This is a genomic window from Brucella sp. TWI559, assembly GCF_039674265.1.
Lineage (GTDB): Bacteria > Pseudomonadota > Alphaproteobacteria > Rhizobiales > Rhizobiaceae > Brucella > Brucella chromiisoli.
Genome location: NZ_JBDJNE010000005.1, coordinates 62,432 through 84,012, shown reverse-complemented (window position 1 = coordinate 84,012; position 21,581 = coordinate 62,432). Strand labels below are relative to the sequence as shown.

Sequence of the window (21,581 nt, the reverse complement as noted above, 5' to 3'; positions counted from 1 at the left end):
GCATGTCGGCATTGCATATAATAGTCATGGGCGTTTCCGGCTCCGGTAAATCGACAGTCGGGGAAAGGCTGGCAGAAGCCCTTCATCTGCCTTTTCTTGAAGGTGACAGCCTGCATCCACAATCCAATGTCGATAAAATGGTGGCTGGAATTCCGTTGCAGGATGATGATCGTTGGCCTTGGCTTGATCTCATCGCAGAGCGTCTTGCAACGGCTGCAAGCGGGATCATCATATCCTGCTCATCGCTTAAGAGAAGCTATCGTGAGCGCCTTCGGAAGGCTGCACATGGACCGCTGTTGTTCATTTTTCTCGATGGCAGTTTTGAAGTTCTGCATGAACATATGGGCCACCGTACCGGCCACTTTATGCCATTAGCAATGCTGGAAAGCCAACTTGCCACCCTCGAAAGCCCGGTCGGCGAACCCATGGTATTCCGCGCAGATGTTGTCGATCCTATTGAGAAAATCGTTTCAGAAAGCCTTGAATGGATGCGTTCGATGGCGGCCGAGTTACCGTAGCGGCCAGAAGAACATCAGCGCAGGCACTGTTACAAGTGCGATAATGATCGATAATGGCAGCCCAAGTCTGGGATAATCGCTGAACTTATAGCCGCCGGGACCCATCACAAGCGTATTGCACTGATGTCCGATCGGGGTGAGGAAATCGCACCCCGCGCCAATCGCTACCGCCATAAGAAAGGCTTCCGGCTTAAAGCCCAGTCCCGCTGCGAAACTCGTTGCAATCGGAGCCATAACCAGCACCGTTGCGGCATTGTTGAGAAAAGGCGTGACCATCATGGCCGTCACCAGAATGAGCGCCAGTGCGCCAGCAGGCGGCAATTGGTGACCAATGTTTGACAGCCATTGTGCGATCAGCTCAGTGCCTCCCGTTGTTCGCAAAGCATCAGACACAGGTATCAGGGCCGCAAGCATCACCAGAATTGGGCCGTCGATCTCATCATACACTTCGTTGATCGGAATGACTTTGAATAGCAGCATAGCGACGGCTGCGGCAAAAAATGCAACCGCGACAGGCACGATACTCAATGCCGTCGCACCAATTGCAGCAATGAGAATGGTAAGCGGGACGAGGCCACGCCGGACACTTCCAAGCATCAGCTTGCGTCGTGCCAATGGCAGCAATTCAGATTCGGTCAGGAAGTTTGAAAGGCTGGCTTGTCTGCCTTGCAGAACCACCACATCCCCAAAGCTCAGACGTACCTCACTCAGCCGTTCTGAAATACGCTGGCCGGGCCGGCTGACTGCGAGCAGATTGACCTCATAGCGCGCGTAGATATCAAGCTGTTGTGCGTTCAGGCCGACCAGGCGGGAATTGGTGCCGATAACAGCCTCAACGGTTTCGATCTCCGTTGAACCGCTTGTTTCAGACGGGTTTCTGTTTTTCGATAGAGTGAGTTTTCCAGAACTTACAACGGTGTCCAGTGCTTTCGGATCGCCTTCAAGCAGCACGACATCGTTTTCAACAATCACGGTATCGGGCAAAGGTGTAATGCGGCTGTTCTTGCGAACGATCGATGTTACCATCGCCTCGCCTTCAGCTGGCTTGATCAGATCACTGATGCGTTTGCCAACAACAGGAGAATTGGCAAGCACACTGGCTTCACAGGCGTAGTTTTTGATCTTAATCGCTTCGTTGAGCGAAATGTTTTCGCGCGTGCGCTGCGGCACAAGCCAATAAAAAGTCACAAGGTAAATCAGACCAACACTGGCGAGTATAGCGCCGACGGGGGTGAAATCGAACATCGTGAAGGGCTGACCGACCATTTCACCGCGAATGCGCGACACAACGATGTTGGGTGAGGTGCCCACTTGCGTCATCAAGCCACCAAGCAGCGCACCAAACGCCATTGGCATCAGGAAGGTTGATGGCGAGACATTGGAGCGGCGCGCAAACTGAAACGCAACCGGAATCATAATTGCCAATGCACCAACATTTTTCACGAATGCCGATAAAACCGTAACAATGGCAACAAGAACCGCGAGCTGCAATCGAACGCTGTTTATATCCGGCAGAAATCGCTGAACCGCGTTTTGCATAAGGCCTGAGCGTGCCACTCCGGCACTCACAATCAGCGCGCTGCCCACGATAATGACGATGTCATCACTGAAACCGGTAAAAGCCTGATCATAAGGGACGACGCCAACGGCAACAGCCAATAAAAGCGAGCAGAGAGCTACAATATCGTAGCGAAATCTGCCCCAGATAAATGCCCCCATCATAAGAATGATCACTGCAAAGGACAGTATCTGCGGATGGGTCATCGAATGCGCGTTCCTCGGAAGGAGAAAAATATTCTATTTCGTGTAGCGCATAACAAAGAAAACGAAAATGCTAAAATGAAGCGATTTCTTATATATCGGGCGCTCAAAATGCAGAACGCCCGATATTGAAATTAGTTGCTCGCGCGGCGACCATCGGCACCAAAAATATGAACGTCTTTCGCAGAAGCGCCGATTTTGACCATTTCATCGATGGAATGTTCTGAGCGGCCGGCAACGCGGAAGATCAGCGGCTTGCCATCAGAAAGCGAGCTATGGATATAGCTTTCGGCGCCAACCAGTTCGATCGCATCAATACGTACTTCCGTGTTGAAGCCATCTGCGTCAGGCTCACCGTTCTCAATGATACGAATATCTTCAGGACGCACACCAAAAGTGTACTTCTCCGAAGGAAGCGCAACCGCTTTACCCGGCTGCCAGACAGTGCTTTCGCTCTTTTCGAGCAGATTCATCGATGGTGAACCGATGAAAGTGGCAACGAAGGTCGAAGCCGGTTTTTCATAAAGCTCAATTGGGGTGCCAACCTGCTCAATATTGCCAGCGTTCAATACCACGAGACGATCAGCCATGGTCATGGCTTCCATCTGATCGTGTGTGACGTAAACACTGGTTGTGCCGAGTGCACGCTGAAGGCGCTTGATCTCAACGCGCATCTGTACGCGAAGTTTTGCATCGAGGTTTGAAAGCGGTTCATCGAAAAGGAATGCAGCCGGTTCACGCACGATAGCGCGACCCATGGCAACGCGCTGACGCTGACCGCCCGAAAGCTGGCGCGGCTTGCGATCAAGAAACTGTTCAATTTCAAGCGCTTTTGCGGCCTTGTTGATGCGGCGTTCGATTTCGTCTTTGGGCGTTTTGCGATTTTTCAGACCATAGGCGAGATTTTCGCGAACAGTCATGTGCGGATAGAGCGCATAGTTCTGAAATACCATTGCGATGTCGCGTTCGGCGGGTTCGACATCGTTGACGATGCGGTCACCAATGGAAATTGTACCAGCACTTATGCCTTCAAGTCCTGCGATCATGCGCAGAAGCGTGGATTTTCCGCAGCCTGAAGGTCCAACAAGAACGACGAACTCGCCGTCCTGAATATCCAGCGAAACGCCTTTGATGACTTCAACACCGCCGCCATAGCTTTTGCGGACATTATCAAGAATGATCTTGCTCATTATTTTTCCGTTTCAACGAGACCTTTGACGAACCAGCGCTGCATCAATACCACCACGAGAATAGGCGGTATGATAGCCAGAATGGCCGTGACCATGACGTAATTCCACGGTGTGGAAGCATCGGCGAAATCCACCATACGGCGCAGGCCGATGATAATGGTGTTCATCTTTGCGTCATTGGTCACGAGCAGCGGCCACAGATACTGGGTCCAGCCATAAATGAAGAGAATTACGAAGAGGGCAGCAATGTTCGTCTTCGACAGCGGCAGCAGAATATCACGCATGAAGCGAAATGGACCTGCATTATCGATGCGTGCAGCTTCTACCAACTCACCGGGAATGGTGAGGAAGAACTGCCGGAACAGGAATGTTGCCGTTGCCGATGCCATCAAAGGCAATGTCAGACCAGCGTAAGTGTCAATCAAACCGAGATCGACGATGACCTTATAGGTCGGGAGAATACGCACTTCGACAGGCAGCATCAGTGTAACAAAAATCATCCAGAAGAAGAACATGCGGAATGGAAAGCGAAAGAACACTATCGCAAACGCCGACATGAAGGAGATGATGATCTTGCCAACGGCAATCAGCATGGCCACGACGAATGAATTCCACAAAAGCCGTTCAAGACTGACGCCAACAACACGTTCAACGCCGCCGAATATGGCTTCGTTATAGTTCTCCATCATATGCCCGCCGGGCAAGAGCGAGATTGGCGGACGGATGATCTGGCCGGATGTCATCGTTGACGCGATGAAGGTGTAATAAATCGGAAAGGCAACAATGATGATCCCGATGATCAGGATCAAATGGCCGATCAGATTGGAGACTGGGCGTTTTTCAATCATTCTCGCCTCACTCACGAATAATGCACGCGCTTCTCAATGAAGCGGAACTGGAATGCGGTCAGGGCGATCACGATAATCATCAGAATAACTGACTGCGCCGATGAAGAGCCGAGGTTAAGATTGACGAAACCGTCATTATAAACCTTGTAGACCAGAGTTTCGGTTGCTTTGGCAGGGCCGCCGCCGGTTACAGCATGGATGATGCCGAATGTGTCGAAGAAGGCATAAACCGTGTTGACCACCAGCAGGAAGAATGTGGTTGGCGCCAGAAGCGGAAACACGATCGACCAGAATCGCCGCGCGCCGCGCGCGCCATCAATGGCAGCAGCTTCGATCAGTGATTTTGGAATGGCCTGAAGGCCCGCGACAAAAAACAGGAAATTGTAAGAGATCTGTTTCCATGCGGCTGCACCGACAATCATCGCCATCGCCTGATTGCCATTGAGCAGAGGATCCCATGCAAAGCCGCTGCTGCGCAGCAGATAGGCAAGTGTGCCCATCGCTGGGTTGAACATGAACAGCCACAACAGGCCTGCAACAGCGGGGGCTACAGCATAGGGCCAGATCAGCAATGTACGATAAAATGTCTTGCCGCGAATGACACGGTCAGCAGCCGTTGCAAGCAGCAAGGCTGCGCCCATGGCTACAAACGCAGTCAGAAGATTGAAGACAATCGTGACCTGAACGGAATGCAGGTAATTGGGGTCGGATAACACATTCGTAAAATTGGCAAGTCCAACGAATGTGGATTTCAATCCGAACGCGTCTTCGCGCATGAAGGATTGATAAATTGCCTGACTGGCTGGCCAGAAGAAGAAGATCACAGTCAATATGATCTGCGGGGCCAGCAGGAAAAAGGGTAAGACTTTGTTTGGAAACGTGACTTTCTGCACGGGGAGTTTCCTTGCGGATAGCAATACCGCCAACCCTAATGGGCCGGCGGTATGCTTTATTTCATCATATTATTGTGCGGCGGCAATCGCTTCGTTTGCGCGTTTTACGGCGTTATCGAGAGCCGTTTTTGCATCCTGCTTGCCACCAAGCATTGCTTCGTATTCTTCATTCAGAATATCGCGAACCTGCGGCAGGTTGACGAGGCGGACACCTTTGGAATTTTCCGTCGGTGCTTTACCCATCATCTGAAGGATTGGCGTTTCCCGGCCCGGATTTTTTTCATAAAAATCCGAGTTTTTGGTTGCTTCATAAGCAGCCATCGTCACAGGCAGATAGCCGGACTTTTCATGCAATTTCTGCTGAGTTTTGGTCTGCGAAAGGAAGTTGAAAAATTGTGCGATGCCTTTGTACTGGTCGTCGCTGAGACCTGCAAAGACCCAGAGGCTTGCGCCACCCGGAATAGTGTTCTGCGGGCCATAGCCTTCATAATAAGGCAACTGACCGATGCCGTAATTCATGCCAGATTTCACCACATCGCCAAGTCCGCCCGAAGATTCAGTCAGCATTGCGCATTCACCCGAGGTAAAAAGCTGCTTTGCTTCAGATGTACGGCCGCCGTAACGGAAGGTGCCGTCCTTGGCGAGATCGGCAATTGCCTGAAAATGTTCAACGAAAAGTGGTTCGTTGATCTTGAGTTCCACATTCGTGCCTGCAAGGCCATTTTCGTTGGTGCCGTAGGAAACATTATTCCATGCAGCAAAGTTTTCGGTCTGAATCCATGTCAGCCATGTCGAGGTAAAGCCACAGGCCGATGCGCCGCTTGCCTTGATCTTTTTGGCTGCTTCAAAAACTTCTGGCCATGTCTTTGGCGGGTTGTTTTCGTCAAGGCCAGCTTTCTTGAAAGTGTCCTTGTTATAATAGAGGATCGGCGAAGAAGAGTTATAAGGGAAAGACAGCATGGTGCCGTCTGGCTTCGAATAATAAGCCACGATACCCGGCAAATATTGTGACTTGTCGAACTTATAGCCACCTTTTTCGAGCACTTCTGCTGCTGGAACCACCGCGCCTTCAGCAGCCATCATAACACCGCTACCGGCATCGAAGACCTGAATGATTGCAGGCGGCTGCTTGGAGCGGAATGCAGCAATGCCTGCATTCAGCGTTTCAGGATAGCTGCCCTTATAGACTGGAACGATCTTGTATTCGCTCTGGCTTTCGTTGAACTCTTTGGAAAGCTCATTGACCATTTCATTGTTTGCACCGGTCATGCCATGCCACCATGACAGTTCTGTCTGGGCAAAAGCCTGCGAGCCAAGTGTGAACGCAAGAGCGCCGGTCAGCGCCGAAGTCGTAATCAGACGGGTAAACATATTTCCTCCTCAGGAAATGAGGTTTCGTGAGCATCAAGAACGGATTCGATCCGGCCTCTGGGTGTCGGAACCTGCATTATCGTTATTACACTTATATGACTTCAATTTTCATTGAACAACTTTTAACTCCCGAAAACAGAATAAATCCGAAAATTTTATTTGTTGAAAGGAAAAAAAACGAAAACGAATTGATAACATTGGGGAGAAAGTGTGGATAGAGGCGCTTTTCCTGATGATTGCCTGACGATTGATTGCGACTCTTTAGCGATGAGGCCTTCACGATGAAATCTTTATGGTTTAGATGGGCCCAAATTTCTGTGCATCATTTTGCAGGTTTTATTCCGTAAAACGTGCAACGCAGCGGCGGAAATGCGGACCGATTTTTAAGAAAAGTGCATTGGAACGTTTTATCGTTCCCGAAATTCGCAGGCGGAGTTTTTATGTCCATCAAAGCAGACTGGAATGCAGCCTCTTTATCTGCAAAGATTTATTCCAGAACATGGGACAAAAATGAGCCAGGCGGAGTCATTATCGGGTTTGATCTGAACGGCACGAAGTTCGCTTATGCCGGAGGTCTGGAAAGTCTCGCGACAGGTATTCCATTTACCGCCAACACCGTTATTCGCTACGCATCGATCACAAAGCATATGTTTTGCGCAATGGTGCTGCGCCATAGAGATATCATTGATTTTAATGACAGGCTTGGCGATCATCTCCCAGAGTTGCAAAGCCCGTTGGCGGACGTTTCAATCGGTCGCGCTTTGGATATGACATCTGGTTTGCCGGATGTGCGGGAGTGTTTGAGATTATTGGGCCTGTCGGTTGATACGCATACCGGTGCTGAAAGCCTGATCGAGTTTCTATCGTCTATGACGCGGTTGAATTTCGCGGACGGGACTGAAGTTTCCTATTCCAATACCGGGTATCGACTGGTTGAAGCCGCTTTTGAGCGGAAGGGTCTGTTTTTCAAAGATTTTGTACGCTCCGAGATCGGTCTTCCTCTCAATATATTTATGGATGCACCTGACTGCTGGGCAGATCCGGTCAAAGGACTGGTCCCAGGCTATTGGAAGTCCGGCGAAAAATGGCAGCAGAGCCATGCTGGCCTTCAACTCTCTGCGTCTGGAAGTGTGGCTGGCAGTGGTATGGCGCTCACGAAATGGACGCAGGCTCTTTTGGCCGGTGAGGGTGCGTTGAGCGGGCTGCTTTCGGCACTTTCCGCGGGGCATTTTTTAAATGATGGCCGCCCGACAGGTTATGGCCTTGGTCTGCGTTGGAACGAAATTGGTGGCAAGCATTTTGTCGGCCATGGCGGATCGCATCCGGGCTATAAAAGTTATTTTCTCCTCGATCCTGCCGAAAAAACAGGAATCATCGTTGTTTGCAATCGGGAAGATGCAGACACATACACAATCGCTCGCGACTGTATGGCTGCTCTTAATGGGCTTTCGCTTCCTGAAAAGACGTCTGCTATCCCCGATGGACTGTATGTCGCTGATACGGGGCCATTCTGGCTTGAGATGCGCGAAGGCGTTGCCAATTATCTGGGGGCGGAAGACCGGCTTTATGACGTTGGGGAAGGTTGGGCTTCTTCACTGTCACCATCGTCGCCGATGAAGCTGCGCTGGAATGGAGAGGTGCTTTACGGCGAAATCGGCCATGTGCAGCGCGAACTGCGCCCGGTGCAGGCGGGGCCTGTGGACAATCAGTTTGACGGCCAGTGGAATGCGCCTCTTTATGGCGCGTCGTTTGTCATCGACAATGGGCACATCATTATGGGCGTAGGCCCTGCGCGTCAGGTCATGCCGGTTGAAGATTTGGGCAATGGCAGAGCCTTGTTCATGTTGCAGGATGGACCATGGAACAAACGCATTTGCATCCATCGTCTGGGGAACGATAGGCTTGAACTGGTCCTCAACCGTAGCCGCGTCATGGAATATCAGCGTTCAAACAAAATTGGAGTGCCGATCTGATCCAGTCAGATCGAAACACGCTCTAAAAACGCTCCACTGTGTTATTTTCGAAAAATTGATTCCGAAAATGATTTGAATGGAGTGAGCCAATGCTTGAACAGATGATCGATCAGGGTGCCGGTCGCGAACCCGCCGATATCGTGTTGAAAGGCGGCTGCTTCTTCGATCTTGTTACCGGCGAGCTCGTTGAAAGCGACATTGCGATCAGTGGCGATCGCATTGTCGGTACATTCGGCACCTATCAGGGAAAAAAGGAAATCGACATTTCCGGTCGCATTGTTGTGCCGGGTTTTATCGATACGCATCTGCACATTGAATCATCCAATGTGACACCCCACGAATTTGATCGGTGTGTGCTGCCACAGGGCGTTACGACAGTGATTTGTGACCCACACGAGATTGCCAATGTTCTGGGCGTAGAAGGTCTGCAATATTTCCTCGATAGTTCGCTGGAAACGATTATGGATATTCGGGTGCAGCTTTCAAGCTGCGTGCCTGCAACGCATATGGAAACGTCCGGTGCGCAACTGCTGATCGATGATCTGCTGCCTTTTGCTGATCATCCGAAGGTGGTCGGTCTCGCCGAGTTTATGAATTTCCCTGGTGTCCTTTCAAAAGACCCTGAATGCATGGCGAAGCTAAAAGCCTTTCAGGGACGTCATATTGACGGTCATGCACCGCTTTTGCGCGGGCTTGATCTGAATGGCTATATTGCGGCAGGCATTCGCACCGAGCATGAGGCGACCACTGCCGAAGAGGCGCTTGAAAAGATGCGCAAGGGTATGCATGTGCTGGTGCGCGAAGGCTCGGTTTCCAAAGACTTGCATGCCTTGATGCCGATCATCACAGAGCGGCACTCGCAGTTTCTGGCACTTTGCACCGATGATCGTAATCCACTTGATATTGCTGATCAGGGCCACCTTGATTATCTCATTCGCACGGCGATTGCAGGGGGTGTTGAGCCACTTGCGATCTATCGTGCTGCAAGCATTTCCGCAGCGCGCGCCTTTGGCTTGTTTGATCGCGGATTGGTTGCGCCCGGCCAGCGCGCCGATCTCGTGGTCGTCGATAGTCTCGAAGGCTGCCATGCAGAAATGGTATTATCTGCGGGCAGGGTGGTTTCTGAAGAGCTGTTCTCAACGCGTGGATCTGTTGCGGAAGTTGGACGCAACAGTGTGAAAGCGCCGACAGTCAGCGCATCGAGCTTCAGATCACAATCCAATAGCGGTAAGACGCGCGCCATCGGCATCGTTCCGGGCAAGATTATTACCGAAAGCCTGGAGTTTGATCTTAAAGTCGGCCCACATGGTGTTGAACCCGATCTTGAGCGCGATGTGGTCAAAATTGCGGTCATTGAGCGACATGGCAAGAATGGCAATATCGCCACTGGCTTCGTGCATGGTTTTGGCCTGAAAGCCGGCGCTATTGCATCAACCGTCAGTCACGACAGCCATAATATCTGCGTGGTCGGCGTTTCGGATGAAGATATTGCGGCGGCGGCTAACCGGCTTGGTGAGATTGAAGGCGGTTTTGTCGTGGTTCGCGATGGCAACGTGCTTGCAGAAATGCCTTTGCCGATTGCCGGACTGATGAGCGTTGAACCCTATGAAACGGTCCGTGAACAGCTGCGCGAACTTCGCCATGCTGCGGAAGAGCTTGGCTCGGTTCTGGAAGAACCGTTTCTTCAACTCGCCTTTGTTGCATTGCCGGTCATTCCGCATCTGAAAATTACGGATCGGGGACTCGTTGATGTCGATAAGTTCGAATTTGTCGGAAACTGATTATCGATCAATCCGCGTCGAGAGAATGATCGATGACATGGTGCGCTCGACGCCTTCGAGCGCACCGATTTTGTCGAGAACAACATCCAGTTCCTGAATTGACGGCGCTTCGACCACGACAATCATATCGAAATGGCCGCTGACCGAGTGCAATGTGCGCACAGCCATGATACCGCGCAGCGCTGTTTCAACCTTTGGTGCAAGCTTCGGCAATGCTGTCACCAGCACATGCGCCCGCACCAGATCACGCTCAAATTCAGGAGCGATTCGAACGGTATAGCCTTCGATGATCCGCCTTTTTTCCAGCTTTTCCAGCCTGCTTTGGACGGTTGTTCGTGACACGCCGAGCCTGCGAGCAAGGTCGGCAGTGGAGGCACGGGCATTTTCACGCAGCAGGGCGATGAGGGCTAGATCAGCATTTGTCGTCATAATGCATATTGAATACGTCAAATCGTACAAACAAACAACGTGAAATCGTCAGTTTAAATGCTTCTTTTCGCCGAAATTTGTGAGATTCTTTGTTCATCAAAATTGCATTACCCAAGGGGAAAATACATGAAAGAGATCGTTGTTGTCGGTGCGGGCAAAATTGGTGCAACCATTGCCGATCTTCTGGCTTCGACTGGTGACTATGCTGTGACGGTTGTCGATCGTTCGCAGGCTCAGCTCGACGCGTTGGACACGGGCGCGGAAGTCAAAACGCAGGCACTCGACATTGCAGACGCTAAGGCGCTTGAAACCGTTCTCGCCGGCAAGTTTGCTGTTCTGAGTGCTGCGCCATTCCAGCTCACGACGCTGATCGCTGAAGCGGCTGCGAAGACCGGCGTGCATTACCTCGATCTAACCGAAGACGTTGCCAGCACCAAGCGCGTCATGGAATTGGCCAAGGATGCACAGACAGCATTCATCCCACAGTGTGGGCTGGCTCCAGGCTTTATCTCGATTGTTGCCTATGACCTTGCAAAGCGTTTCGATACACTCGAAAACGTGCGTATGCGCGTTGGCGCCTTGCCAGAATTTCCGTCGAATGCTCTCAACTACAACCTGACCTGGAGCACAGACGGTCTGATCAATGAATATATCGAGCCATGTGAAGCTATCGTCAATGGCGTATTGACCAAGGTTCCTGCACTTGAAGAGCGTGAAGAATTCTCGCTTGATGGCGTAACTTACGAAGCGTTCAATACGTCGGGTGGTCTCGGCACGCTTTGCGATACGCTCGAAGGCAAAGTGCGCACGCTCAACTACCGCACGATCCGTTATCCGGGCCATGTTGCGCTCATGAAAGCGCTGCTCAACGATCTCGGCCTGCGTCATCGCCGTGAAGTGCTCAAGGATATTTTTGAAAATGCTCTGCCAAGCACACTTCAGGACGTTATCGTGATTTTTGTTACCGTTTCGGGCACGAAGAACGGCCGTTTGGTTCAGGAAACCTATGCGAACAAGGTTTATGCCAATCAGGTTGGCAAGATCGTTCGTTCAGGCATCCAGATCACCACGGCCTCGGCAATCTGCGCCGTGCTTGACATGCTCGCCAAGGGCGAAATCGCGCAGAAGGGCTTTGTTCGTCAGGAAGACATCACGCTGGATGCATTCCTCGCAAACCGTTTCGGCAAAGCTTATGCGCAGGAAGACCATGCAACGCGTCTCGTTGCCTGAAAGCACCGTTAAGGCCATGTCAGACCCGTTGCGTTCAACACGCAGCGGGTCATCTTGCGTTAAAATAGCACCAAAGTTGCAATTGAATTTGTTCGGCTTTGCGGGCAATCCGAACTGAGGACTGCATAAAAAGCCCGTGTGTTAAAAGTGAAATAGGGAAGCGATGTTTAAAACAATTTTGCTGGCCGGTCTGGCCTCTGTCCTCATTTCCATGCCTGTGCAGGCAAAGGAATGGAAAGAAATCCGTATCGCCAGTGAAGGCGCCTATCCGCCCTTCAACTATATGTCGCCAGACGGCAAGCTGGTCGGATTTGACATTGATATTGCGAATGCGCTTTGTGAAGCGATGGAAGCCAAGTGTGAAATCGTCGCCAATGATTGGGACGGTATGATCCCCGGGCTTCAGGCCAACAAATTTGACGCAGTGATCGCTTCGATGGCCATTACGCCCGAGCGTGAAAAGCAGGTCGCTTTCTCGGAACGCTATTACACCACACCACTGGCAGTTGTCGTGCCAAAGGATAGCGATATTACCTCGCTTGAGCCTTCAGCATTTGACGGAAAAACCGTTGGCGCACAGGCTGGCACCACACAGGGCAATTATGCCGATGACGTTTATGGCAAGGCTGGCGCAGATGTGAAGCTTTATCCAACGGCTGATGAGGCCAATGCCGATCTTGAAAATGGTCGTATTGATGCAATTGCAGCTGATAAATTTCTCGCAGCCGACTGGCTGAAGAAACAGGGTGCAGATTGCTGCAAATTCCTGGGCGATATTCCGGGTTCTGAAACCAAAATCGCGGTTGCTCTGCGCAAGGGTGATGACGATCTGCGCGAGCAGTTCAATGCTGCAATCAAAAAGATCCGCGACAACGGCACTTACGAGACAATTCGCAAGAAATATTTCGACTTCGATATCTATTGATAAAATTATCGGACGCCGCTCAATCTTTAACTTGAAACAGACGGCGTCCGGTGCTTCATTCTATAAATAATTGCTGGCATAGACCTGCAAAACAGAACCATAAAACGGTCAAGGGGAATATTATGTTGAAATCGATCCTGTTCGCAGGCGTTGCTTCCATTATCGCCGCACTTCCGGCGCAGGCTAAAGAATGGAAGGAAATCAAGATCGCGACAGAAGGCGCTTATCCGCCTTTTAATTTCGTTGCGGCAGATGGTTCTTTGCAGGGATTGGATGTTGATATCGCCAATGCGCTCTGCACAGCGATGGAAGCCAAGTGCACCATCATTGCCAATGATTGGGACGGTATGATTCCGGGCCTTCAGACCAATAAATTCGATGCGGTTATCGCATCGATGAGTGTGACAGAAGAGCGCCAGAAGCAAGTATCGTTCACCGATAAATATTATTCAACGCCGCTCTCCGTTGCCGTTCCAAAAGACAGCCCGATCACTTCACTCGCCCCAGAAGCTTTCAAAGGCAAGTCGGTGGGCGCGCAGGCTTCCACCACACAGGGCACCTATGCGGAGGACGTTTATGGCAAGGCCGGAGCGGACATAAAACTCTATCCGACTGCCGATGAAGCCAATGCCGATCTTAAAAGCGGTCGTCTTGATGCGGTGGTTTCCGACAAGTTCCCGATTTCTGACTGGATCAAGGCTGATGGTGCTGATTGTTGCAAGCTGATTGGCGATGTGCCCGGCACGCAGACCGACACGGCAATCGCCGTGCGCAAGGATGACAATGATCTGCGCGAGCAGTTCAATGTGGCAATCAAGAAAATCCGCGACGATGGTACCTATGCGACCATCGTGAAGAAATACTTCGACTTCGATATTTACTGATCAAATAAAGTTTCTTGTAAAAGTTTGCTCACTTTGATGTATGAAAGCGCGCGCTGACTGTTTATCGGTGCGCGCTTTCATTTCATGGAATGGTTCGGGGATACCATGCAGCAACAAGATGTCATCGTTCTGGGCGCGGGTATTGTCGGGGTTTCAGCAGCACTTCATTTGCAGGCGCGGGGGCGGTCGGTCACGCTGATTGATCGTGGCGAACCGGGGCAGGCCACAAGCTTTGGCAATGCTGGTCTTATCGAACGTTCGAGCGTCATTCCCTATTCTTTTCCGCAAGGGTTGGGTAAGCTCTTAAGATATAGCCTCAACCGGCGTTCCGATGTGCGCTACGATCCATTTTATGTTCCACGCATTGCGCGGTGGCTGTTTCAGTATTGGCGTGAATCTTCGCCTGAACGCTTGAAAGTTGCGACTGAAGCCATGTTGCCTTTGGTTGAAGCGAGCGTTCGCGAGCATGATGGATTGATTGCACAGGCTGGTTGTGAGCGGCTGGTGCGTGCGCAGGGCTGGATTGAAGTTTTTCGCAATGAGCCCGCATTTAAGGCTGCTGTTCAGCGCCTGCCGCAGTTGCAACGGTTTAATCTGGCCTATGACATTCTTGATACGTCTTCCTTGAAACAACGCGAAACCACACTGGGCGATGTTGTGGGTGGTATTCATTGGCTTGATCCCAAAACCATCGTCAATCCCGCTGGTCTGGTTCAGGCTTATGCGGATTTGTTTCGCTCGAATGGCGGCCTGTTTGTACATGGCGATGCAGCAACGCTTGCGGAAAGTGCAAACGGCTGGCAGGTGATGACGGAGGACGGTCCAAGTTTTGCGCGTGAAGTTGTGGTGGCCCTTGGTCCACAGTCGGGGCTGGTTTTCCAGAAATTTGGCTATTCTATACCGCTCGGTATCAAGCGCGGTCATCATATGCATTTCGAAATGCACGATGGTGCACGGCTTGGCCATACCGTGGTTGATGAAGAGGCAGGCTATGTGCTCGCGCCGATGGTGCAAGGCGTCCGCCTTTCCACTGGCATCGAGTTTGCGTCACCCAAAGCGCCTGCTAATTTCATTCAGCTCAAACGTGCTGAAAGAGTTGCGCGACGTCTGTTACCACAACTGGGGGCGCCTGTAGAAACCAAACCCTGGCTTGGTCTGCGCCCTTGTTTGCCGGATATGCGGCCTGTCATTGGTGCCGCGCCGCGTCATAAAGGACTGTGGTTTGACTTCGGTCATGCCCATCACGGGCTGACACTTGGCCCGGCCAGCGGTCGATTGCTTGCAGAGATGATGACGGGTGAGAAGCCATTTACTGATCCAGCCCCTTATTCAGCAAATCGCTTTCTATAATTTCCTTCAATTTTCGGCGAGCGGCCTTGTCAGGCACGACAAAGCAGGGTTATCAATTACGCCCCTTCACATCCGCGTCCTGCGGGCAAATTGATCCGGAAAAATCTCGTGAAAATGAAGCCTTTGGGCCGCACAGGCCTCAATGTTACAGAAATCTGCCTTGGCACCATGACTTGGGGCGTGCAGAACACTGAAAATGACGCACATGATCAGCTCGATTTTGCTATCGATGCTGGCGTCAACTTTATTGATACAGCCGAAGCTTATGCCATTCCGATGAGCCCTGAAAGTTTTGGCAAAACCGAAACTTATATCGGAAACTGGTTTCAGAAATCGGGAAAGCGTGATCGTGTCATCCTCGCCAGCAAAATTGCAGGTGGTGGACGTCAACCATGGATCCGCGGCGGTGCGAAGCCAAGTCGTGGCAGTGTTGCGGAAGCTGTGAATGACAGTCTGAGGCGTTTGCAGACAGATTACATTGATCTTTATCAGATCCACTGGCCATCCCGCCCGCATTATCATTTCGGTCAGGGCTGGAGTTTTGATCCCTCAAGCGTTGATTCTAAGGCGGAACGTGAACAGATCCATGATGTTCTACTCGGTCTTGAAGATGCTGTTCGTGCGGGCAAAATTCGTCATGTCGGTCTGTCGAATGAAACTGCTTGGGGCACCATGCAATGGCTGAAAATTGCCGAAGAACATAATTTGCCACGTATGGCGTCGATCCAGAACGAGTATGGCCTGTTGCAGCGTGAATTTGATCACGATATGGCAGAGGTATCGCTGTTTGAGGATGTTGGTCTGCTTGCCTATTCAACATTGGCAGCAGGCGTGCTGACCGGAAAATATCTCGGCGGTAAAATCCCCGAAGGATCGCGTGCTTCGGTAATGGACGGTGGCATGTGGCGGGATAATTCCTATTCGCAGCCAGCAATCCTCGCTTACATCGATGTTGCGAAGAAGCATGGTCTTGATATTGCGCAGATGGCGATTGCTTTTTCTGCATCAAGACCTTTCATGACCTCTGTCATTATTGGCGCCACAACCGTTGAACAGCTTAAGACAAATATCGCTGCAAGCGAATTAAAGCTTTCGGACGAAGTGCTGGCGGACATCGAAAACGTCTACCGCAATTTCCCGCGTCCTCTTTGATTGAAAATAGCCAGCCACCTATGTGTGGCTGGCTTTTAGCCTAGCGTGTCGCGTTTCATCCTACCCATCGGCTCGCTCTATCTTCTTGTTTTTACGCATGTCGTTCTCGTAAAATCGGTTCTCACTTTTCCGCGACATGCTTTAGATAGACCACGCGTTGGATTGGCGTGTCGCTTGATGAACTGACGACTATGCGGCAGTCGAGCCGCATATATTAGTTGCAGCACAAAGAGCCTCCTGCAAATTAAACGCTCAGGCGATTTCAACTTGATGTTGCGCTTCTGTGCGCGCTGTGCGCCAAGACGAAAACAGAAAGGCCGCAATGAAAATTACGGTCATCAGCAGAACGATTGTTGGAGCAGGGGCGCTGTCGATGAAAAATGACAGATAAACGCCCATAAAAGACGAAAACACAGCAACGATAATTGCGACAATCATCATGCTGCTGAACCTGCGGGTGAGCAGGAAGGCGATTGCACCGGGTGCGATTAGCAGAGAAATCGCCAGTATGATGCCGACTGCTTTCAAAACACCGACGATCGTCAGCGAAATCAGGCACAGAAGTCCATAATGAAGAAACCTGACAGGCAAGCCGACAGCGCGCGCCTGCGCAGGATCAAACGCATGGAGCAGGAAATCTCGCCATTTGACGATGAGAACGCCGGCGGTCACAGCGGCGATAATTGCTGTCTCAATCAGGTCGCTGGTGTTGATGCCCAGAATATCGCCAAACAGGATGTGATCGAGGTGAACATTTGCGCGCACGGAGACGTAAAGCACGAGCCCCAGCCCAAACATGCCGGAGAAGACAATGCCCATGACCGTATCCTGCTTGATACGGCTGTTTTCTTTGAGAAAGCCGGTGGCAAGCGCGCAGACCATGCCAGCAACGAAAGCACCGATGCCAAAAGGAAGGCCAACCATATAGGCGATCACAACCCCCGGCAGTACAGCGTGGCTGATCGCATCGCCCATCAGTGACCAGCCTTTAAGAACCAGAAAGCAGGAGAGCAGGGCGGTCGGAATGGCAATCAGCACCGAGGCAGCCAATGCGTAGATCATGAAGTCAAACTGAAACGGCATCAGGAGTGTTTCGGGAAAGCTCATAGCTTAACCTCCTTGAATGCTTTGGTCGCACGTCGGCGGGCCGCAAACATTCCATGCTTGGGCGCCAGAAAAAATACGGCAAGAAACACAAGCGTTTGCAGCACGACGATAATGCCACCTGTCGCGCCGTCCATGAAATAGCTGGCATAGGCACCCATGAAGCTGGTCAGTGCGCCAATAAGCACCGCAATCCACAAAAGCCGTGAAAAGCGGTCTGTGAGGAGATACGCGGTCGCTCCGGGTGTCACGACCATACAGATGACCAAAAACGCGCCTACGGTCTGCATTGCCGCAACGGTGGATGCTGAAAGCAGCGTAAAGAACATGATTTTCAATGCGGTTGGCCTTAAGCCGATGGAGCGCGCATGGCTTTCGTCGAAAAAGACCACCATCAGGTCTTTCCATTTCAACAGCAGCAACGCCAGCGATACGAAGCCGATGATCGCCAGTTGCAGAATATCGCCGGGCGTTATCGCCAGAATATTGCCAAGCACAATGGTCTGAATGTTGATCGCAGTTGGCCGCAAAGAAATCATAAAGAGACCAAGACCGAAGAACGCTGTGAAAATCAGCCCGATAATCGCATCTTCCTTGAGCTTTGTACGCTGATTGAGAAACAGCATCGCCGCAGCAGCCAGCCCGCCGGAAAAGAAAGCCCCGATAGAAAATGGCAGGCCCAGCATATAGGCTCCCGCCACGCCGGGAACGATGGAGTGGGAGAGAGCGTCGCCGATGAGCGACCATCCCTTGAGCATCAAATAGGCAGACAGAAATGCACAAACACCGCCAACAAGAGCCGAAACCCACATAGCATTGAGCATATAGCCATAAGAAAACGGTTCGAGCAGCAGAGCCATCAATTCTGCCCTTCCTGCTTTTGCTCATAAAGCACAAATGGCCGTTCATCATCGGTAATCACACCAACGGCCGAACGATCGGATTGCTTGGCCTCATTCAGAATAAGATGACGCAGAACGCCGCCAAATGTCTTTTCGAGATTGGCCTGTGTGAAAACTTCCTTCGTTGAACCATAAGCAAGCACAGTATTCTTGACGAGAACAGTGCGGTCACAAAATTCAGGAACGCTGCCAAGATTATGTGTCGAGACCAGCATGACCCGGCCTTCATCACGAAGCCCACGCAGCAGCAGCACAATCGCCTCCTCGGTCTTCACGTCTACCCCGGTAAAAGGTTCATCAAGAAGGATTACCTGCGCATCTTGCGCAAGCGCACGAGCGAGAAATACGCGCTTTTTTTGACCGCCGGAAAGCTCACCAATCTGCCGCTTGCGAAAATCCAGCATATTGACGCGACCGAGCGCCTTTTCCACCGCCTCATGGTCGGCACGACGCGCAACACGCATCATGCCCATATGTCCATAGCGGCCCATCATAACGACATCTTCCACCAGAACAGGGAAGTTCCAGTCTACCTCTTCGCTTTGCGGCACATAGGCGACGAGATTGCGCTTGAGTGCCTGTTTTACCGGCTGGCCAAGAATAGAAATGTCGCCCTTTGCCAGACGAACAAACCCCATAATGGCCTTAAACAGTGTCGACTTGCCCGATCCATTCACACCAACCAGCGCCGTAATCGTGCCTGTTGGAATTTCAAAGCTCGCATTGCGCAGTGCTGTGTGGCCGTTGCGATAGGTGACGGTTGCATCTTTGACTTTAAGCCCTTCAGACACGCTATCATTGAGCGCGGCTTGTGCCCGAAGGTGTTGATCTATCGGAACATTCATTGTTTGAGGCCTTTTGCAATCGTGCCCGATGTAACTTTGAGAAGGTCAATATAGGTCGCAACAGGGCCATCAGCTTCGGAGAGAGAATCGACGTAAAGCACACCGCCATATGTCGCGCCGGTTTCGCGCGCGACCTGCTTCGCAGGGGCTGCCGACACCGTACTTTCCGAGAAAACCGCGGTGATCGTATTTGCACGCACGGCGTCAATCACTTTGCGAACCTGCTGCGGAGTGCCTTGCTGGTCGGCATTAATTGGCCAAAGGTAAAGTTCCTTGAGATCAAAATCACGGGCGAGATAGGAGAATGCTCCCTCGCTGGTGACCAGCCATCGCTTGTCAGCCGGAATCAATGCGAATTCGGCGCTGATCGGATCGATGGTCGCTTTTATCTTAGCCTTATACTTCTCCGCATTGGCTTTGTAAGCCTCTGCATTTTCCGGGTCATATTTGACGAAAGCATCACGGATATTATCGACATAGATGAGAGCAGAGGTCGGGGACATCCACGCATGTGGATTTGGTTTGCCGCTATACGGACCCTCGGTGATGCCCATCGGCACAACGCCGTCGCTCACCACCACGCTTGGAACATTTTTGAGGCGTGAGAAGAATTTCTCAAACCATAGTTCCAGACCGAGACCGTTCCAAAGAATAAGATCCGCACCCTGCGCCTTAATGAGATCTCCGGGGGTGGGCTGATATTCGTGAATTTCAGCACCGGGTTTTGTGATCGATTCAACCGTTGCTGTATCACCAGCCACATTGCGCGCAATGTCGGCGATGACCGTAAACGTCGTTATCGCCTTAAATTTGTTTGATGCAAATGCATTTGCCGGTGCCATCAGTATCACAAGGCTCACAGCCAGACTTGTAAACAGTCTGCGGTTGATCGGTTGATGCATTGCTCTCTCCTTCAAATTCATCCTGTCGGCTGCAAGACGGTGCACGGCCGGATGCCTTTAATGCGAATAATTAGCATTTGCATAAATGAAGTGAGGGTGCTTTTCAAGCGCTTTTGCAAATCATTTGCAATAATGCCGTAACCGAATTTCCATAGGTGATTTTGCGATTATTCACTTATAAATTGTATTAACGTGATTTCTGTGTAATTTTTCTTCTATGGGTGAAAGCTTCGTTTAGGCCATTTGAGGCGGTAAACCCTCTGCTTGAGATAGAGCTTCAACGGCATAAGAAAGTAATTGGAATCCCATTTTCATTTTTTAATTTTGATTTGATCATCGGGGATACTAATGCGGTTAAAGATGAAAAATAATATTAAAATTCATGAATATAAGGGCAATTTATCCACGGGCAACAAAGGAGGGGAGAGTTTTACCGCGGACGAAATTTCAAGGGGAGCCTTTCTCTACACCCGCTCATCAACAGGGATCGATATCTACACGCCGGAAGATATAGTCGCGCTCATTTTGCTTGAACCTGTGCGCAACCTTAGATGGAAATTTCCTGAAGGGGGTGAAAATACATCAAGCTTTTCGGCAGGTACGGTTTTGCTCATTCCGGCGGATCAAAGAACGATTATAACCTGGCCCGGGCAGGTCAAGTTATTGAAAGTCTTTATCGGTCGAGATCAAAATTGCGGGCAAGATGCTCAAGATATAGCCTTGCGCGTTAGCGATACGCATGGCCGTATGATCATTTTTTACAGCAAGCAATGTTTACGGATCAGTGAATTGATTTTGGAGCAATTGCGGGTAGAAACCCCTTCGGCGCAAAGTTATCTTGAATCATTATATTCTGCACTTCTCTATCAAATTGCGTCTAATGCAGCGACTTCGCTTAGCATGGAGGCTTCACCGTCCGGTTTGCGAAGTTATGCCTGTCGGCAGATAGAGGATTACATGAAAGAAAACTTCCGCAATTCGATCAATGTGCCGCAAATGGCATCGTTGCTCAACATGTCTGCCGGGCATTTTTCGATGTGTTTTCGCAAAAGCTTTGGCCTTACGCCATATCAGTATTTGATGGGACTGCGGTTAGACGACGCAGAAAAGTGGCTTATTGAAACCGACATGCCAATCAGTGAAATTGCAATAAAGCTTAATTTTTCGAGCCAGAGTCATTTTACGACTGCTCTAAAAAAATATCGCAATCTGACACCAGGTGAGGTTAGGCGGCGTAGAAGTAAGGAATATCTTCAAACAAAGACGAAGCGATAGCACAACCCCAACGGCAGGTATCAGCCTGCCGTTGGCGTGGAGCCTCGCTTAAGCCACTTACGCCAGATGTGAACCTCACTCTTACGGCGCCAGCGCCTGACACGATGGGAATCGTTTGAAAGAACGATCAGCCCAAGTGGAAGCATCCAGAAGCCGAGGATGGGCAGGAAACCAAGCGTACCTCCGACTACTAGCGATCCTCCCAGCGTTCTGCGCATTGCGACGGACTGCGGCATAGGGATTCGCTT

Annotated in this window: 20 protein-coding genes; 9 read left to right on the top strand and 11 right to left on the bottom strand. The window is 51.0% G+C overall.

Translation table 11 applies throughout. The features are described 5' to 3' along the window. Positions 1-2 precede the first annotated feature (2 nt). A complete protein-coding gene (locus ABE530_RS08835) occupies positions 3-518 on the top strand; it encodes a gluconokinase (protein ID WP_499694288.1) in 516 nt (171 codons plus the stop codon). Here the strand turns inward: ABE530_RS08835 and ABE530_RS08830 are convergent. The 5 genes from ABE530_RS08830 to ugpB all read right to left on the bottom strand — a co-directional run bounded on the left by ABE530_RS08830 (position 510) and on the right by ugpB (position 6,581). After that, positions 510-2,282, bottom strand: a complete 1,773-nt coding sequence (locus ABE530_RS08830; protein WP_499694287.1) for an SLC13 family permease — start codon at positions 2,280-2,282, stop codon at positions 510-512. The genes ABE530_RS08835 and ABE530_RS08830 overlap by 9 nt on opposite strands. Positions 2,283-2,413: 131 nt before the next feature. After that, on the bottom strand, positions 2,414-3,469 hold the full coding sequence (locus ABE530_RS08825) for a sn-glycerol-3-phosphate import ATP-binding protein UgpC (protein WP_265984087.1): 1,056 nt from the start codon (positions 3,467-3,469) through the stop codon (positions 2,414-2,416). Beyond that, positions 3,469-4,317 (bottom strand): sn-glycerol-3-phosphate ABC transporter permease UgpE, encoded by an 849-nt coding sequence (gene ugpE, locus ABE530_RS08820; protein WP_265984088.1) that lies wholly within the window; start codon positions 4,315-4,317, stop codon positions 3,469-3,471. Before ugpE ends, ABE530_RS08825 begins: the two co-directional genes overlap by 1 nt. Before the next feature lie 11 nt (positions 4,318-4,328). Continuing rightward, positions 4,329-5,210, bottom strand: coding sequence for a sn-glycerol-3-phosphate ABC transporter permease UgpA (ugpA, locus tag ABE530_RS08815; RefSeq protein ID WP_265984090.1), 882 nt, complete (start codon positions 5,208-5,210; stop codon positions 4,329-4,331). 69 nt (positions 5,211-5,279) lie between these two features. Next, complete coding sequence (gene ugpB / locus ABE530_RS08810; RefSeq protein ID WP_499694286.1) at positions 5,280-6,581, bottom strand: sn-glycerol-3-phosphate ABC transporter substrate-binding protein UgpB; 1,302 nt, start codon at positions 6,579-6,581, stop codon at positions 5,280-5,282. A 440-nt stretch (positions 6,582-7,021) separates the two neighbouring features. Here ugpB and ABE530_RS08805 point away from each other — a divergent pair, with 440 nt between their 5' ends. After that, positions 7,022-8,554 carry a serine hydrolase domain-containing protein gene (locus tag ABE530_RS08805; protein WP_499694285.1) on the top strand — a complete coding sequence of 511 codons (1,533 nt, stop codon included), beginning with the start codon at positions 7,022-7,024 and terminating at the stop codon, positions 8,552-8,554. Between the two features lie 89 nt (positions 8,555-8,643). After that, on the top strand, positions 8,644-10,335 hold the full coding sequence (gene ade, locus ABE530_RS08800; protein ID WP_499694284.1) for an adenine deaminase: 1,692 nt from the start codon (positions 8,644-8,646) through the stop codon (positions 10,333-10,335). On the opposite strand, the gene ABE530_RS08795 is transcribed toward ade, so the two are convergent. Next, positions 10,336-10,764, bottom strand: coding sequence for an Lrp/AsnC family transcriptional regulator (locus tag ABE530_RS08795; protein WP_499694283.1), 429 nt, complete (start codon positions 10,762-10,764; stop codon positions 10,336-10,338). 126 nt (positions 10,765-10,890) lie between these two features. Here ABE530_RS08795 and ABE530_RS08790 point away from each other — a divergent pair, with 126 nt between their 5' ends. From ABE530_RS08790 to ABE530_RS08770, 5 genes are all read left to right on the top strand, one after another. Then, on the top strand, positions 10,891-11,994 hold the full coding sequence (locus tag ABE530_RS08790) for a saccharopine dehydrogenase family protein (protein ID WP_499694282.1): 1,104 nt from the start codon (positions 10,891-10,893) through the stop codon (positions 11,992-11,994). A gap of 163 nt (positions 11,995-12,157) precedes the next feature. Then, positions 12,158-12,919 (top strand): ABC transporter substrate-binding protein, encoded by a 762-nt coding sequence (locus ABE530_RS08785; RefSeq protein ID WP_499694281.1) that lies wholly within the window; start codon positions 12,158-12,160, stop codon positions 12,917-12,919. 122 nt (positions 12,920-13,041) lie between these two features. Then, positions 13,042-13,803 (top strand): ABC transporter substrate-binding protein, encoded by a 762-nt coding sequence (locus ABE530_RS08780; protein WP_499694280.1) that lies wholly within the window; start codon positions 13,042-13,044, stop codon positions 13,801-13,803. Between the two features lie 105 nt (positions 13,804-13,908). Next, the gene (locus tag ABE530_RS08775) at positions 13,909-15,153 is read left to right on the top strand and encodes an NAD(P)/FAD-dependent oxidoreductase (protein WP_499694279.1); all 1,245 of its coding nucleotides are present in this window, start codon (positions 13,909-13,911) and stop codon (positions 15,151-15,153) included. A 114-nt stretch (positions 15,154-15,267) separates the two neighbouring features. Continuing rightward, positions 15,268-16,305 (top strand): aldo/keto reductase, encoded by a 1,038-nt coding sequence (locus ABE530_RS08770; protein WP_499694357.1) that lies wholly within the window; start codon positions 15,268-15,270, stop codon positions 16,303-16,305. Between the two features lie 252 nt (positions 16,306-16,557). On the opposite strand, the gene ABE530_RS08765 is transcribed toward ABE530_RS08770, so the two are convergent. Genes ABE530_RS08765 through ABE530_RS08750 form a run of 4 tightly spaced genes read right to left on the bottom strand, consistent with a single transcriptional unit; the run spans position 16,558 to position 19,998 of the window. After that, positions 16,558-17,412 carry a metal ABC transporter permease gene (locus tag ABE530_RS08765; protein ID WP_499694278.1) on the bottom strand — a complete coding sequence of 285 codons (855 nt, stop codon included), beginning with the start codon at positions 17,410-17,412 and terminating at the stop codon, positions 16,558-16,560. Continuing rightward, entirely contained in the window at positions 17,409-18,269 is an 861-nt protein-coding gene (locus ABE530_RS08760; RefSeq protein ID WP_499694277.1) for a metal ABC transporter permease, read from the bottom strand. The genes ABE530_RS08765 and ABE530_RS08760 overlap by 4 nt, the downstream gene beginning before the upstream one ends. Beyond that, positions 18,269-19,156, bottom strand: coding sequence for a manganese/iron ABC transporter ATP-binding protein (locus ABE530_RS08755; RefSeq protein ID WP_265984106.1), 888 nt, complete (start codon positions 19,154-19,156; stop codon positions 18,269-18,271). The genes ABE530_RS08760 and ABE530_RS08755 overlap by 1 nt, the downstream gene beginning before the upstream one ends. Continuing rightward, on the bottom strand, positions 19,153-19,998 hold the full coding sequence (locus ABE530_RS08750) for a metal ABC transporter substrate-binding protein (RefSeq protein WP_265984477.1): 846 nt from the start codon (positions 19,996-19,998) through the stop codon (positions 19,153-19,155). Before ABE530_RS08750 ends, ABE530_RS08755 begins: the two co-directional genes overlap by 4 nt. Positions 19,999-20,418: 420 nt before the next feature. On the opposite strand from ABE530_RS08750, the gene ABE530_RS08745 reads away from it, so the two are divergent. Then, complete coding sequence (locus ABE530_RS08745) at positions 20,419-21,333, top strand: AraC family transcriptional regulator (RefSeq protein ID WP_499694276.1); 915 nt, start codon at positions 20,419-20,421, stop codon at positions 21,331-21,333. A gap of 20 nt (positions 21,334-21,353) precedes the next feature. Here ABE530_RS08745 and ABE530_RS08740 read toward each other — a convergent pair whose 3' ends face one another. Next, the gene (locus ABE530_RS08740) at positions 21,354-21,569 is read right to left on the bottom strand and encodes a hypothetical protein (protein ID WP_265984109.1); all 216 of its coding nucleotides are present in this window, start codon (positions 21,567-21,569) and stop codon (positions 21,354-21,356) included. Between the last annotated feature and the right edge of the window lie 12 nt (positions 21,570-21,581).

Bases quoted from the DNA above. Each gene is read 5' to 3' on its own strand.
- ABE530_RS08755 (WP_265984106.1), bottom strand. From the start codon at position 19,156: ATGAATGTTCCGATAGATCAACACCTTCGGGCACAAGCCGCGCTCAAT.
- ade (WP_499694284.1), top strand. From the start codon at position 8,644: ATGCTTGAACAGATGATCGATCAGGGTGCCGGTCGCGAACCCGCCGAT.
- ABE530_RS08805 (WP_499694285.1), top strand. From the start codon at position 7,022: ATGTCCATCAAAGCAGACTGGAATGCAGCCTCTTTATCTGCAAAGATT.
- ABE530_RS08830 (WP_499694287.1), bottom strand. From the start codon at position 2,282: ATGACCCATCCGCAGATACTGTCCTTTGCAGTGATCATTCTTATGATG.
- ABE530_RS08765 (WP_499694278.1), bottom strand. From the start codon at position 17,412: ATGAGCTTTCCCGAAACACTCCTGATGCCGTTTCAGTTTGACTTCATG.
- ABE530_RS08785 (WP_499694281.1), top strand. From the start codon at position 12,158: ATGTTTAAAACAATTTTGCTGGCCGGTCTGGCCTCTGTCCTCATTTCC.
- ABE530_RS08825 (WP_265984087.1), bottom strand. From the start codon at position 3,469: ATGAGCAAGATCATTCTTGATAATGTCCGCAAAAGCTATGGCGGCGGT.
- ABE530_RS08750 (WP_265984477.1), bottom strand. From the start codon at position 19,998: ATGGCACCGGCAAATGCATTTGCATCAAACAAATTTAAGGCGATAACG.
- ugpB (WP_499694286.1), bottom strand. From the start codon at position 6,581: ATGTTTACCCGTCTGATTACGACTTCGGCGCTGACCGGCGCTCTTGCG.
- ABE530_RS08795 (WP_499694283.1), bottom strand. From the start codon at position 10,764: ATGACGACAAATGCTGATCTAGCCCTCATCGCCCTGCTGCGTGAAAAT.
- ABE530_RS08775 (WP_499694279.1), top strand. From the start codon at position 13,909: ATGCAGCAACAAGATGTCATCGTTCTGGGCGCGGGTATTGTCGGGGTT.
- ABE530_RS08770 (WP_499694357.1), top strand. From the start codon at position 15,268: ATGAAGCCTTTGGGCCGCACAGGCCTCAATGTTACAGAAATCTGCCTT.
- ABE530_RS08790 (WP_499694282.1), top strand. From the start codon at position 10,891: ATGAAAGAGATCGTTGTTGTCGGTGCGGGCAAAATTGGTGCAACCATT.
- ABE530_RS08740 (WP_265984109.1), bottom strand. From the start codon at position 21,569: ATGCCGCAGTCCGTCGCAATGCGCAGAACGCTGGGAGGATCGCTAGTA.
- ABE530_RS08760 (WP_499694277.1), bottom strand. From the start codon at position 18,269: ATGGCTCTGCTGCTCGAACCGTTTTCTTATGGCTATATGCTCAATGCT.
- ABE530_RS08745 (WP_499694276.1), top strand. From the start codon at position 20,419: ATGAAAAATAATATTAAAATTCATGAATATAAGGGCAATTTATCCACG.
- ugpE (WP_265984088.1), bottom strand. From the start codon at position 4,317: ATGATTGAAAAACGCCCAGTCTCCAATCTGATCGGCCATTTGATCCTG.
- ABE530_RS08780 (WP_499694280.1), top strand. From the start codon at position 13,042: ATGTTGAAATCGATCCTGTTCGCAGGCGTTGCTTCCATTATCGCCGCA.
- ABE530_RS08835 (WP_499694288.1), top strand. From the start codon at position 3: ATGTCGGCATTGCATATAATAGTCATGGGCGTTTCCGGCTCCGGTAAA.